We start from the raw sequence: 13,407 nt of genomic DNA, 5'->3' as shown, positions 1-13,407 counted from the left end.
TGGCGGGTGGCACCGGGGCGGCTACGGGCGGGGCAGGCCGTGCAGGATCTGCTCGATGACCAGCGCCACGCCGTCCTCGGTGTTGGCCGCGGTGCGGTACGTGGTCGCGGCCAGCACCTCGGGGTGGGCGTTGGCCATGGCGTACGAGGTGCCCGCCCAGGCGAGCATCTCCAGGTCGTTGGGCATGTCGCCGAACGCCACGACCTCCTCGGACGCGATGCCGCGCCGCTCGCACCACAGGGCGAGGGTGCTGGCCTTGCTGACGCCCGGGCCGCTGATCTCCAGCAGCGCGGTCGGGCTGGAGCGGGTGAACGAGCCGTGCTCGCCGGCCGCCGTGCGGGCCCGCTCCAGGAAGGCGTCCGGGGCGATGTCGGGGTGGAAGGCGAGCAGCTTGATGATGGGCGCCCCGGGGCCGTCGGCGCCGTCCAGCAGCTCCTCGGCGGAGGCGATCGGCGCGCCCGGCTCGGACCGGAAGGGCGGGTACTCGGGCTCGTAGTGGATGCCCGAGGTCCGCTCGATGGCGAAGGAGGAGCCGGGAGCGGCGGCGCGCAGCGCCCGCACGATGGCGAGGGCGGCGGCCTCCTCCAGCGGGCGGACCTCGATGAACCGGCCCCCGTCGTGCAGGTCGGCCACGACGGCGCCGTTGGCGCAGATCGCCAGGCCGTGGCCGTGGACGTGGTCCCTGACCACGTCCATCCAGCGGGCCGGGCGGCCGGTGACGAAGAAGACCTCGATGCCGGCCTCCTCGGCGGCCGCGAGGGCCGCGACCGTACGGTCGGAGACCGTCTGGTCGTCCCGCAGCAGGGTGCCGTCGAGGTCGGTGGCGATCAGCCGGGGAGTGGCGGCCGGCCGGCGGGTCGCCGGGGTCTCGGGCTCGGTAGCGGAAGTCACGGCCCCATTCTCGTCCACCGGCGGGAGACCGGTGCACAAGCGTGCGACTCATGCGCGCTCTTGAGCCGGACGGCGCCCGTGGGACCGCCGGGTGCCGCTCCCACCGGACCCACCACCTAGGCTCGGGGGCATGCGACTGAGCACCGTGATCCTTCCCGACCGCCGCTGGTCCGAGGGCGGCCGAGAGTCCTGGCAGCGCGCCGAGGAACTGGGCTTCCACACGGCGTACACCTACGACCACCTGTCCTGGCGCACCTTCCGGGACGGCCCGTGGTTCGGCGCGATACCGACCCTGACGGCGGCCGCCGGCGTCACCTCCCGGATGCGCCTGGGCACGCTGGTGACCTCCCCGAACTTCCGCCACCCCGTCACGCTCGCCAAGGAGCTCATCTCCCTGGACGACATCTCCGGCGGCCGCGTCACCGTGGGCATCGGCGCCGGCGGATCCGGCTTCGACGCCACGGCCCTGCTCAAGGACGGGCAGGACCCGTGGACGCCGCGGCAGCGCGCCGACCGCTTCGCCGAGTTCGTCCCGCTGCTGGACCGCCTGCTCACCGAGGACGTCGTCTCGTACGAGGGCGAGCACTACTCGGCACACGAGGTGCGCAACATCCCCGGCTGCGTGCAGCGCCCCCGGCTGCCCTTCGCGGTCGCCGCCACCGGCCTGCGCGGCATGCGGCTGGCCGCCCGCCACGGACAGGCCTGGGTGACCACGGGCGACCCGAAGCTCTACGAGGCGGGCACCCCGGAGCAGTCCCTGGAGGCCGTGCGCGGGCAGGTCCAGCGCGTGGGCACGTTCTGCGCCGAGACGGGCCGGGACACCGCGGATCTGCACAAGGTGATGCTCACGGGCTTCACCCCGGACCGGCCGCTGGAGTCCTTCGACGCCTTCGTCGACTTCGCGGGCGCCCACGCGGAGGCGGGCATCGACGAGATCGTGGTGCACTGGCCGATCGCGGACTCGATGTTCGCCTCGGACGTCGCCGTCTTCGAGAAGATCGCCACGGAGGCGCTCGCGCAGCTGTCCTGACCGTCGACGGCCCCGGTGCCGGCCGGCGAGGGAGAATCGGGAGAGGAACGCTTCTCCGCGGGCCGCCGCCCGCGGGCCCTGGAGGTGCGCCGTGCAGAGCACCCGATTCGCCCCCGACCGGGGGCTGACCACCCGCATGGCCGGCACGATGTTCCTCATCGGGCTGCTCTACGTGGTCTTCGTGGGCGTGCTGGTGGCGCTGCTGCGCGGGGCCTGGCCGCTGATCCTGCTCGTGGCGGGCGGGATGTTCGTCGCCCAGTTCTGGTTCGGCGACCGGATCGCGGCCTTCGCCATGGGCGCCCGCGAGGTCACCCCCGAGCAGGCGCCCGAACTGCACGGGGCCGTCGACCGGCTGTGCGCGCTCGCGGACATGCCCAAGCCCAGGGTGGCGGTCGCCGACAGTGACGTGCCCAACGCCTTCGCCACCGGGCGCAACCGGCGCAATGCCGTGGTGTGCGCGACGACCGGGCTGCTGCGCAGGCTGGAACCGGAGGAGCTCGAGGGCGTGCTCGCCCACGAGCTCTCCCACGTCGCCCACCGCGACGTCGCGGTCATGACCGTCGCGTCCTTCCTGGGCGTCCTGGCCGGCGTCATGACGCGCGCCGGACTGTGGGGCGGCCTGCGCCGCGTGGGCGACCGCGACAGCAACACCGCCGTGCTGGTGGTGCTGATCCCCCTGGTCAGCGCCCTGGTCTACGCCATCAGCTTCCTGCTCACCCGGATGCTCTCCCGCTACCGCGAGATGTCCGCCGACCGGGGGGCCGCCCTGCTGACGGGCCGCCCCTCGGCCCTGGCCTCCGCACTCACCAAGATCAGCGGTGAGATGGCCCGGATCCCCACCCGCGACCTGCGTCAGGCCGAGCCGTTCAACGCCTTCTACTTCGCGCCCGCCCTCTCCGGGGAGGGCCTGTACCGGCTGCTGTCCTCGCACCCCACCCTCGAGCAGCGCCTCGACCAGCTGGGCAGGATCTCGGCCCGCCTCGGCCTCGCCTGAGGCACCGGGACGAAAGCCGGAGGGACGTCGGAGGGAAGCCGGAAGGAAAGACCGGAAGGAAGCCTGAAGGAAAGACCGGAAGGAAGCCTGAAGGAAAGACCGGAGGGAAGCTGGAAGGAAGCCGGAAGAAGGGACCGACCGTGGGTTTCCTGGACGTCGTCCTCGGCCGCCGCAAGCCGGTCCGCCCCGACCTCGACCGGCTCTTCGCCCTGCCGTCCGCCGCCGTCACGCTGCGGGCGGGTGCGGGCTTCGCCCCCACCGGGGCGGGCTCGGTGTGCTTCGCCAGCGTGGAGGGCGGGGCGTTCGAGCGGATCCGCGAGGACGTACGGGCGCTGCTGGACGCCGACACCGGGCGGGGCGGGGTGCCGGTGGAGTTCGGCCGGGACTCCTACGGCTACACCTGGCTGCTCGCCCGGCAGTCCGCCGACGACACGGCCGCGCTGGTCAACGACCTGCACGCGGTGAACACCCTGCTGGAGGAAGGGGGTTTCGGGCCCCAGCTGCTCTGTTCGCTGGTGGGCTTCCGCGACGCCGCCGAACGCCCGCTCGCGCTCGTCTACCTCTACAAGCGCGGCACCTTCTACCCCTTCGCGCCCCTTCCGGGCGGCGCGGACCGGCGGGACAACACCCTGGAGCTCCAGGTGAGGGCGCTGCTGGAGGGCGAGCTGCCGATCGAGCGCGACCTGAGCCGCTGGTTCCCCGTGTGGGGCGCGCCGGGGCTGTGAGACGGGCTCCCAGGTGGCCGCCGCCCTCAGCGGCGGCGGACGAGCCCGTCCATGGCCCGGGCCCGTACCTCGCGCTCGGCGGCGGCGGTGATGAACGCGGTGGCGTTCTCCGGCCCGACCAGCGCCCGTACGGCCCGTACCGTGCCGGCGGGCAGGGCGACGTCCTCCTTCGCCGCCGGGGCCGGCCGCCCGGCCTCCGACGGATCCTCCGCCGCCACCGCGCCCAGGTGGTCGCGGAGGTAGCGGGTGGCCAACGTACGCATCGCGCGGGCCAGTTCGGCGTCGACCGTCTGCTGGGCGAGGGGGCGCAGCCGGCGGACGAGGGAGGCGGCCTCGGCCGCCTCCTCGTCGGTGGGCGGGTGGTTCAGGTACGGATGGAAGACGTGCTCGGTGGTGAAGTCCAGGAAGCGGGTGGCGATGTGCTCGACCTGGACGCGCAGTTCGCGCAGGTGACCGGATATGGCGAGCAGCGGCACCCCGGCCGCGTGCAGCTCGGCGGCGACGGCCAGCTCCTGGGGGCTGGGCACGAGGAACTCGTCGGGCGAGGACGGCACCCGCACCAGCACGCCGAGCTCCACCGCCTCCTCGACGGCGTCGTCGTCCGGCCCGCCGCCGAACCTCTCGCCGAGCTCCGCGCGGCTGATCCGGCCCGGCTCCTCGTCCGTCCAGGGCCCGTCGACCTCCGCCACCAGCCCCAGCACCCCGCCGAGTCCGCGCCCCGCGTCCCAGGCCTCCAGCAGGTCCTTGATGCTGGCCAGGGTGTAGCCACGGTCCAGGAGGCCGGCGATCTGGCGCAGCCGGGCCAGGTGGGTGTCGCGGTAGACGTTCGCCCGGCCGCGCCGTTCGGGCTTGGGCAGCAGCCCGCGGTCCTGGTAGGCGCGGATCGTGCGGACCGTGGCGCCGCTGCGGTGCGCCAGGTCCTCGATCCGGTACTCGGCCCGGTGCTTGGTGCGGTACTCGGCGTCGGTCATGTGGTGGCTCCTTACGAGATGGCCGCGCGGCCTATCGCGCCCGCCGCGGCCCGTGCCGCGGGTGAGGTCGCCAGATAGTCGACGGCTCTCCGCAGCGACCCCTCCTGCGAGGGATGGTACGACCGGCGCACATACCGGGGGACGGCCGAGCCGAGCTCCCGCCAGGTGGGCAGCAGCCCCTTGGCGACGGCGCGGTTGTGCGCGCGCAGTCCGTAGCGCAGCCGGCCCGCCAGCTTCGGGTCGTTGCGTATGAGATAGGCGGCTCCCGTGGCCCACAGGTACGCCAGCCACGGGGCGGCGACCGCCATGCCCAGCAGGCGGCGGGCGTAGCGGCCGGGGTCCTCGCCGCCGCAGTGCTCGTACATGTCGAAGGCCACGGCGCGGTGTTCGACCTCCTCGGCGCCGTGCCAGCGCAGCAGGTCCAGCATGACCGGGTCGGGCCCGGCGCGGTCCAGGTCGTCCGTCGCGAGCACCCAGTCGCCCAGCACCGCCGTGAACTGCTCGACCGCGGCGACCACCGACAGCCGCCAGCGCAGCCACTCGCGCTCGCTCACCGGGAGGCCGAACGGCGGTCTCTCGCCGAGGAGTACGTCGAAGAGGAAGTCCACCCGGCGGAGGTACGGGCCGGTGTCCAGGCCCTGTGCGGCGAAGTGGGACAGCACGTAGGAGTGCTGGGTGCTGTGGGTGGACTCCTGGCCCATGAAGCCCTTGACGTCCTTCAGCAGCTCCTCGTCGCGCACCAGCGGGAGGGCCTCCTTGAAGACCTTGACGAACCAGCGCTCCCCGGCCGGCAGCAGCAGGTGGAGGACGTTGATGACGTGGGTGGCGGTGGGTTCGCCGGGTATCCAGTGCAGCGGCGTGTCCCGCCAGTCGAACGACACGCGACGTGGCGCTATGCGGTAGGGATGGGTGACGCTCATCAGGGATCTCCTCTACAGCGGGGGGTCGATCCGGGCGATCGCGCGCCCCAGCCGGGGCGCGAAGCGGGAGACGATGCGCAGGGCGTGGGCCTCGGGGGCCACGGGCACCACGGCCCGGTCGCGGAGCACGGCCCGCAGGACGGCCTGGGCGACCTTCTCCGGGGGATAGCCGCGCCGGGTGTAGGCCCGGCCGACCTTCTCCCGGCGGAGCCGCTGCTCCTCCTCGGTGAGGCCCGCGAAGCGGGTGGCGGCGACGATGCCGGTGTCGACGATGCCGGGGCAGATCGCGGTCACACCGATGCCCTGGCCGGCCAGCTCGGCGCGCAGGCACTCGCTCAGCATCAGCACGGCCGCCTTGGACGTGCTGTAGGCGGGGAGGGTCTTGGAGGGCTGGAAGGCGGCGGCCGAGGCGGTGTTGACGATGTGGCCGCCCTGGCCGCGCTCGGCCATCTGCCGGCCGAAGGCCCGGCAGCCGTGGATGACGCCCCACAGATTGACGTCGAGGACTCTGCGCCAGTCCTCGGCGGACGTCTCCATGAACGTGCCGCCCAGGCCGATGCCGGCGTTGTTGACCAGCACGTCCACCACGCCGTACTCGGCGGCGACCTTGGCGGCCAGCTTCTCCATGGCCCCTTCGTCCGAGACGTCGCAGGTCTCGGCCCAGGCCTCCGGCGCACCGGTCAGGCGGGCGAGCTCCGCCGTGCGGGCGGCGCCCTCGGCGTCCCGGTCGACGGCGACGATCCGCGCCCCGGCCTCCGCGAACGCGAACGCCGTGGCCCGCCCGATCCCGCCGGCCGCGCCCGTGACCAGCACCAGCCGTCCGCCGAACCGCTGGGCGTACGGCCCGCCGCCCGCCGGCGTCCGGGCCGGCGCGCCCTCCTGCCGGGCGGCCTCCTGGGCCGTGACGAACTCGGCGAGCCAGGCGGAGACCTGGTCGGGGCGGGTGCGCGGCACCCAGTGCCCGGCGGTGATCGTGCGCCGCACCAGGCGGGGCGCCCACCGCTCGAGGTCGTCGTAGAGCCGCTCGGAGAGATAGGCGTCGCCGGTGGGGGTGATCAGCTGGACGGGGACGTGGGCGAAGGCGTCCGGGCGCGGCCGGCGCAGCCTGGCGCGGACGTTGTCGCGGTAGAGCCAGGCGCCGTGGGCGGCGTCCTGCGGCAGGGAGGCGGTGGGGTAGCCGCGGGAGGCGGCCGGGGGCAGCTTCTCCATCCGCTCGAGCATCGCGGGCCACCGGCGGCCGAGCGGTCCGCGCCAGGCCGCCTCCGGCAGGCCCGGGGTGTGCAGGGCGTACACGTACCAGGACCGGGCGCCCTGGCCGAGCACGTGCGCCAGGCGGCGCGGGGTGGGGCGGGCGGCCCGCTCCTTGATCCAGTGCCCGAAGTGGTCGAGCGAGGGGCCCGAGAGGGAGGTGAAGGAGGCCACGCGTCCCTCCGTGCGCGGGACGGTCACGAACTCCCAGCCCTGCACCGATCCCCAGTCGTGCCCCACCAGGTGCACCGGCTCGGCGGGGCTGACCGCGTCCACGACCGCCAGGAAGTCGTCCGTCAGCTTCTCGAGCGTGAACCCGCCCCGCAGCGGGACGGGCGCCGTGGAGCGGCCGTGCCCCCGGACGTCGTAGAACACGACGTGGAAGCGGTCCCGCAGCCGCAGGGCGACGTCGGTCCAGATCTCCTTGCTGTCCGGATAGCCGTGCAGCAGCACGACCGTCGGCCGGCCGGCGTCACCGAGCTCCACCACGCTCAGCTCGATGCCGCCCGTACGGACGCGGCGCTCGCGCGCCCCCTCGATTCCCGTGTCGTCCCTCACGCGAGTGCCCCCTCCTCCTGCCAGCGCCGCACGTGCGGCAGATCGTCGTCCAGCCAGAAAGCGCTCTCCTCGGGATCCCGGGAGTCCGTGACCACCAGGAGCTCCTCGAACTTCACGCCCGTCCCCCGGAAGCCCAGATGGGGCTCGACGGCCCACAGGCCGGCCCGCGGCGGATGGTCGGAGAAGCGGTACGGGCTCCACAGCGGCGACCAGCCCTCACGGTGGCCGCGGACCGCGTCCGAGGCGAGCCCTCCGAGCGACCGCGTGCCGAACCCGAACAGGCTCGGCGACCAGCGGCGTTCCCTGATCCGGTCCACCTTGTGGGCGATCACCCCGAAGGGATAGGCCCGGTGGCGGTTGGCGTAGCCCTGGCGCGTCATGAGGCGGTCCACGCTCTCGTAGATCTCGCGCAGCGGACGGCGCTCGCGCACCTCGCGCAGGATCAGCGCGCGATGGGCCGCCAGGTCCGTCATGAGCCGGTCGTGCAGCGGGTCCGGGCCCAGGCAGCCCGCGTAGCCGACGTCGGCGGTGAAACCCCGGTGGACCGGGGCGAGATCGAGGATGAACGGCATCCCCGGCTCCAGCCGCCGCCCGGTGGGGAAGAACTGCGTGGGCACCCGGAAGCCCGTGAAGGCCGTGCGGTCGCCGAACCACGCGAACGGCAGATGGAACCAGTCCCGCACCCCGCGCTCGCGCAGCCATTCGCGCTGCATCCGGGCCGCCTCGCGCTCGGTCACCCCCGGTGCGAGACGCGCGGCGACCGCCTCCGCGCACGCGTACGCCAGGTGCTGCACCTCCCGGAAGCCGTCCAGCTCCGTAGCGTCCGTCACGGCAGTCGCCATGCCCACCCCTCCGACCAAGGACCCAGCCATGCCCGCAAGTTGACACTGGTGACTGTGACAATGTCCGGAGGCTGCGTCAAGGCCCCGCACAGGCCTGTGGACAACTTCCCTCGTCCCTTCGGTCCCGCCTCCCCGCCCATGTCAGACCCGAGGACTACGCGGATCCAGCCGTCTGGTCTGACGCCCGCTGTGGTCCGCGCCACTACCGTCGAAGGTGTGACTGTGATCGCTACCGAAAGCCTCAGCAAGCGGTACCCCCGGGTGACCGCTCTCGACCGGCTCTCCGTCGACATCACCCCGGGTGTCACCGGTCTGGTGGGTGCCAACGGAGCCGGCAAGTCCACGCTGATCAAGATCCTGCTCGGCCTGTCCCCGGCCACGGAGGGCAGCGCCCGCGTCCTCGGTCTCGACGTCGCCACCCAGGGCGCCGAGATCCGTGAACGCGTCGGCTACATGCCCGAGCACGACTGCCTCCCGCCCGACGTGTCGGCCACCGAGTTCGTCGTCCACATGGCGCGCATGTCCGGCCTGCCGCCCGCCGCCGCCCGCGAGCGCACGGCGGACACCCTGCGCCACGTCGGCCTGTACGAGGAGCGCTACCGCCCCATGGGCGGCTACTCCACGGGCATGAAGCAGCGGGTCAAGCTGGCGCAGGCGCTCGTCCACGACCCCCACCTGGTGCTGCTCGACGAGCCCACCAACGGCCTCGACCCCGTCGGCCGGGACGAGATGCTCGCCCTGATCCGGCGCGTCCACACCGACTTCGGCATCTCGGTCCTGGTCACCTCGCACCTGCTGGGCGAGCTCGAGCGCACCTGCGACCACGTCGTGGTCATCGACGGCGGCAGGCTGCTGCGCTCCTCCTCCACCGAGGAGTTCACCCAGGCGACGGGCTCGCTCGCCGTGGAGGTCACCGACACCGACGCCTGCCCCGACGGCACGTCCGCGCTGCTCGCGGCCCTGGCCGGGGCCGGCCTGGAGACCCGGCCCGCCGGCCGGGCCGCCGACGGCTCGCCCGCCTCCGGCCGGGTCCTGCTCGTCGACATCGCCGACGAGAGCACGTACGACATCGTCCGCGACGCCGTCGCCGACCTCGGCCTCGGCCTGGTCCGCATGGAGCAGCGCCGCCACCGCATCGCCGAGGTCTTCCGCGACGACGACGGCGAGCACCCGGCGGACGGCGGGCACCCCGCGGCCGCCGCCCCGGCCCGGGGCGCCGACCGGCGCAAGACGTCCGGCACCGACAGCGGCACCCACAGCGAGCAGCAGCAGAACGGAGGCACCGTCGATGCCGCCTGAGACCAGGACCCCGGCCCCGTCCGGCCGGCAGCGGGGCGCCGCCCCGGACGTCATCCACAACATCGGCTACCGGAAGTACGACGGCCTCCGCCTGGGCCGCGGCTACGCCCGCCGCTCGCTCTACACCCAGAGCCTGCGCGGCGCCTACGGACTGGGCCGCTCGGCGAAGTCCAAGGTGATGCCGATGATCCTCTTCGGCGTGATGTGCCTGCCGGCCGCGATCGTCGTGGCGGTCGCGGTGAGCACGAAGCTCACCAAGCTGCCCATGGATTACACCCGTTACGCCATCTGGCTCCAGCTCGTCATCGGCCTGTACCTCGCCGCCCAGGCTCCGCAGTCGGTCTCCCGGGACCTGCGGTTCCGGACCGTGCCGCTGTACTTCTCCCGCCCCATCGAACGCGTCGACTACGTGGTGGCGAAGTTCGCGGCGATGGCCTCGGCGCTGTTCGTGCTCACCGCGACGCCGCTGCTGATCCTCTACGCCGGGGCCCTGCTCGCCAAGATGGACTTCGCCGTCCAGACGAAGGGCTTCGCCTACGGGCTGCTCTCCGTGGCCCTGCTCTCGCTCCTCTACGCGGGCATCGGCCTGGTGGTCGCGGCCCTCACCCCGCGCCGCGGCTTCGGCGTCGCTGCCGTCATCGCCGTGCTGACCATCCCCTACGGCGCGGTCAGCACCCTGCAGAACATCGCGCTCGCCGGTGACAACACCCGGGCCGTCGAGTGGCTGGGGCTCTTCTCGCCGATCACCCTGATCGACGGCGTGCAGACGGCGTTCCTCTCCGCCCACTCCGCCTTCCCCGACGGCTACGGCCCCGGGACCGGCACGGGAACGGTCTACCTCCTCGTCGTCCTCGCCCTGATCGCCGGCTCGTACGGCCTGCTGATGCGTCGCTACCGAAAGGCGGGCCTGTGAGCACCATCCGCATCGACAACGTCTCGCGCTGGTTCGGCAACGTGGTCGCCGTCAACGACGTGTCCATGACCGTCGGCCCCGGCGTCACCGGCCTCCTCGGCCCCAACGGCGCCGGCAAGTCCACCCTCATCAACATGATGGGTGGTTTCCTCGCCCCCTCCGCCGGAACGGTCACCCTCGACGGCGAGACGATATGGCGCAACGAACAGATCTACCGCCACATCGGCATCGTCCCCGAGCGGGAGGCGATGTACGACTTCCTCACCGGCAAGGAGTTCGTCCGGGCCAACGCCGAGCTGCACGGCCTGGGCGACCGCGAGGCCCAGCGGGCGCTGGCCACGGTCGAGATGGAGTACGCGCAGGACCGCCGGATCGACACGTACAGCAAGGGCATGCGCCAGCGCGTGAAGATGGCCTCGGCCCTCGTCCACGAGCCGTCCGTGCTGCTGCTGGACGAGCCGTTCAACGGCATGGACCCGCGCCAGCGCATGCAGCTGATGGAGCTCCTGCGGACCATGGGCGCCGAGGGCCGCACCGTGCTGTTCTCCTCCCACATCCTGGAGGAGGTCGAGCAACTGGCCGCCCACATCGAGGTCGTCGTCGCCGGACGGCACGCCGCCTCGGGCGACTTCCGCAAGATCCGCCGCCTGATGACGGACCGGCCGCACCGCTACGTCGTACGGTCCGGCGACGACCGCGCCCTGGCCGCGGCGCTCATCGCCGACCCGTCGACCTCGGGCATCGAAGTGGACGTGCGGGAAGGCGTCCTGCGCGTCGAGGCCGCCGACTTCGGCCGCTTCACCGAACTCCTGCCGCGCGTCGCCCGCGCCCACGGCATCCGGCTCCTGACGGTCTCGCCCTCCGACGAGTCCCTGGAATCGGTCTTCTCCTACCTCGTCACGGCCTGAAGGGAGCGGTAACAGCCCATGTACCACCCCACTGTCGCCCGGCTCACCTACCGCGGTCTCCTCGGCCGCCGCCGCGCGCTGATCCTCTTCGCGCTCCCCGCCCTGCTGCTCGTCATCTCGGCCGCCGTGCGGCTGCTGACGGAGGCCGACGACCGGACGGCGGCCGGCGTCCTGGGCGGCTTCGCGCTCGCCACGATGGTGCCGCTGATCGGCGTCGTCGCCGGCACGGGCGCGATCGGCCCGGAGATCGACGACGGGTCCGTCGTCTACCTCCTGGCCAAACCCGTCAAGCGGACCAGCATCATCCTGACCAAGCTCACCGTCGCGGCAGGGGTCTCCGTCGCCTTCTCGGCGCTCCCCACGCTGATCGCGGGCTTCGTGCTCAACGGCAACAGCCAGCAGATCGCGGTGGCCTACGCCGTCGCGGCCGCCGTCGCCTCCGTCGCCTACAGCGCGATCTTCCTGCTGCTGGGCACGGTCACCCGGCACGCGGTCGTCGCGAGCCTCGTCTACGCCCTGGTGTGGGAGTCGCTGTTCGGCAGCGTCATCCCCGGCGCCCGGACGCTGAGCGTGCAGCAGTGGGCGCTGTCCCTGGCCCAGCGGATCGCCGGCGAGGGTGCCGTCGACGCCGAGGTCGGCCTGACGCTGGGGCTGACGCTGCTGGTGGTGGTGACGGTGGCCGCGACGGCCTTCGCCGCCCGCAGGCTCCGCTCGCTGACGCTCGCGGGGGAGGAGTAGGCGCGGGACCCGCCGGGACGCCCGTACGGCCGCCGCGCATGATGGCGGCGGCCGTACGGGCGTCGGCGTCAGATCTTGCCGTCGGCGTCAGATCTTGCGGTCGCGCCCCGCGCCCAGCCCCAGGAACAGCAGCGCCGCGCAGGCGACGAGCAGCAGGGCGACGGGCAGCGTCCAGTCGCCGGTCGCCTGGTGCACCGCACCGATGGCGAACGGCCCGACGGAGGCCAGCAGATAGCCCCACGTCTGCGCCATGCCCGACAGCCGGGAGGCCGTGTGGGCGTCGCGCGTGCGCAGCACCATCAGCGTCAGGGCGAGGCCGAGCAGGCCGCCCTGGGCCACGCCCATCAGCGTCGCCCACACCCACGCGCCCGCCACGGGCGCGATCAGCAGGCCCGTGACGCCCGCCGCCATGAGGGCGACGACGGCCACGGCGAGCGGCCGCTGGTCGCGCGTACGCCCGGCGATCAGGGGAACGAAGAACGAACCGGCCATCTGCACCAGCGTGTAGAACGCGTAGACCATGCCGGCCTCGCTCCTGCTCATGCCGTGGTCGGTGAAGACCGTCGGCATCCAGGCGATGCACACATAGGCGATGAGCGACTGCGTGCCCATCATCAGCGTCACCTGCCAGGCCAGGGGCGAGCGGGTGAGCGCCACGGGCGCCCCCGTGCCGCGGCGTGCCGTCGGGGCGGCCGCGCCGGGGGTGGCACCGCGGCGGGCGAGGAGTGCCTGGGGGAGCCAGACGAGCGCCGCGACGGCCGCGAGCAGCGCCCAGGAGGCGAGGGAGCCCCGCCAGCCGCCGAGGGCGTCCTCCAGCGGTACGGACGAGGCGGCCGCGCCGGTGGCGCCGAGGATGAGCGTGGTGGAGTACAGCGCCGTCATGCTCGCCGCCCGGTCCGGGAAGTCCCGCTTGACCAGGCCGGGCATCAGGACGTTGAGCAGGGCTATCGCGGTGCCGACGAGCGCGCAGCCGACGAAGAGGGCGACGACGGGAGGGGCGACGCGCAGCAGGATGCCGCCGGCCAGCAGGAGAAGGGCGCCGCACAGCACGGCCTCGGTGCCCCAGCGCCGGGCCAGCCGGGGGGCGACGATCGAGCCCAGGCCCATGAAGATCAGCGGGATGGTGGTCACCAGGCTGCTCGTGGCGGCGGCCAGGTGGAAGTGGCCGCCGATCTCGCCCATGAGCGGCGAGACCCCGGCGAGGGCGGCCCGCATGTTGAGCGAGGCGAGGACGATGCCGAGCATCACCAGGGCCGGGTGGGCGCGCGCGACGCGCGGGGCGGCGGCGGGCGCGGGGACGGACGCGGGGGTCTTCGGTGCGGCCGTCGTGTCGATCACTGGTGCGGGCGGCCTCGATTCGGGCATGCGGG

General features: G+C 73.4%; 13 protein-coding genes. 7 read left to right on the top strand and 6 right to left on the bottom strand.

The features are described from left to right. Positions 1-21: 21 nt before the first annotated feature. Complete coding sequence (locus AB4K12_RS15000; protein ID WP_368434696.1) at positions 22-891, bottom strand: Cof-type HAD-IIB family hydrolase; 870 nt, start codon at positions 889-891, stop codon at positions 22-24. 130 nt (positions 892-1,021) lie between these two features. Between AB4K12_RS15000 and AB4K12_RS14995 the strand changes: the two genes are divergently transcribed. The 3 genes from AB4K12_RS14995 to AB4K12_RS14985 all read left to right on the top strand — a co-directional run bounded on the left by AB4K12_RS14995 (position 1,022) and on the right by AB4K12_RS14985 (position 3,640). After that, positions 1,022-1,921, top strand: a complete 900-nt coding sequence (locus AB4K12_RS14995) for an LLM class flavin-dependent oxidoreductase (protein WP_368434695.1) — start codon at positions 1,022-1,024, stop codon at positions 1,919-1,921. Positions 1,922-2,012: 91 nt separating this feature from the next. Continuing rightward, complete coding sequence (gene htpX, locus AB4K12_RS14990) at positions 2,013-2,915, top strand: zinc metalloprotease HtpX (protein WP_368434694.1); 903 nt, start codon at positions 2,013-2,015, stop codon at positions 2,913-2,915. A 140-nt stretch (positions 2,916-3,055) separates the two neighbouring features. Then, positions 3,056-3,640, top strand: a complete 585-nt coding sequence (locus AB4K12_RS14985; RefSeq protein ID WP_368434693.1) for a hypothetical protein — start codon at positions 3,056-3,058, stop codon at positions 3,638-3,640. 26 nt (positions 3,641-3,666) lie between these two features. Here AB4K12_RS14985 and AB4K12_RS14980 read toward each other — a convergent pair whose 3' ends face one another. From AB4K12_RS14980 to AB4K12_RS14965, 4 genes are read right to left on the bottom strand one after another with little or no spacing between them, the layout of a single operon-like run. Further along, positions 3,667-4,611, bottom strand: coding sequence for a MerR family transcriptional regulator (locus tag AB4K12_RS14980; protein ID WP_368434692.1), 945 nt, complete (start codon positions 4,609-4,611; stop codon positions 3,667-3,669). A gap of 11 nt (positions 4,612-4,622) precedes the next feature. Further along, entirely contained in the window at positions 4,623-5,531 is a 909-nt protein-coding gene (locus AB4K12_RS14975) for a metal-dependent hydrolase (RefSeq protein ID WP_368434691.1), read from the bottom strand. Positions 5,532-5,543: 12 nt separating this feature from the next. Next, the gene (locus tag AB4K12_RS14970) at positions 5,544-7,337 is read right to left on the bottom strand and encodes an SDR family oxidoreductase (RefSeq protein WP_368434690.1); all 1,794 of its coding nucleotides are present in this window, start codon (positions 7,335-7,337) and stop codon (positions 5,544-5,546) included. Then, positions 7,334-8,179, bottom strand: a complete 846-nt coding sequence (locus AB4K12_RS14965) for a M24 family metallopeptidase (protein ID WP_368434689.1) — start codon at positions 8,177-8,179, stop codon at positions 7,334-7,336. The genes AB4K12_RS14970 and AB4K12_RS14965 overlap by 4 nt, the downstream gene beginning before the upstream one ends. A 222-nt stretch (positions 8,180-8,401) precedes the next feature. On the opposite strand from AB4K12_RS14965, the gene AB4K12_RS14960 reads away from it, so the two are divergent. The 4 genes from AB4K12_RS14960 to AB4K12_RS14945 are packed head-to-tail and all read left to right on the top strand — an operon-like array spanning position 8,402 to position 12,037. Then, positions 8,402-9,478 carry an ABC transporter ATP-binding protein gene (locus tag AB4K12_RS14960; RefSeq protein WP_368434688.1) on the top strand — a complete coding sequence of 359 codons (1,077 nt, stop codon included), beginning with the start codon at positions 8,402-8,404 and terminating at the stop codon, positions 9,476-9,478. After that, positions 9,468-10,391, top strand: a complete 924-nt coding sequence (locus tag AB4K12_RS14955) for an ABC transporter permease (RefSeq protein WP_368434687.1) — start codon at positions 9,468-9,470, stop codon at positions 10,389-10,391. The genes AB4K12_RS14960 and AB4K12_RS14955 overlap by 11 nt, the downstream gene beginning before the upstream one ends. Next, positions 10,388-11,299 carry an ABC transporter ATP-binding protein gene (locus AB4K12_RS14950; RefSeq protein ID WP_362260068.1) on the top strand — a complete coding sequence of 304 codons (912 nt, stop codon included), beginning with the start codon at positions 10,388-10,390 and terminating at the stop codon, positions 11,297-11,299. Before AB4K12_RS14955 ends, AB4K12_RS14950 begins: the two co-directional genes overlap by 4 nt. 18 nt (positions 11,300-11,317) lie before the next feature. Continuing rightward, the gene (locus AB4K12_RS14945; RefSeq protein WP_362260066.1) at positions 11,318-12,037 is read left to right on the top strand and encodes an ABC transporter permease subunit; all 720 of its coding nucleotides are present in this window, start codon (positions 11,318-11,320) and stop codon (positions 12,035-12,037) included. 87 nt (positions 12,038-12,124) lie between these two features. On the opposite strand, the gene AB4K12_RS14940 is transcribed toward AB4K12_RS14945, so the two are convergent. Further along, complete coding sequence (locus AB4K12_RS14940) at positions 12,125-13,402, bottom strand: MFS transporter (protein ID WP_368434686.1); 1,278 nt, start codon at positions 13,400-13,402, stop codon at positions 12,125-12,127. Positions 13,403-13,407 lie beyond the last annotated feature (5 nt).

Origin of the sequence: Streptomyces sp. C36, from assembly GCF_040932295.1 — a bacterium.
Classification (GTDB): domain Bacteria; phylum Actinomycetota; class Actinomycetes; order Streptomycetales; family Streptomycetaceae; genus Streptomyces; species Streptomyces triculaminicus.
Note: the sequence above shows the minus strand (reverse complement) of the source record. Positions and strands in the feature narration are given on the sequence as shown.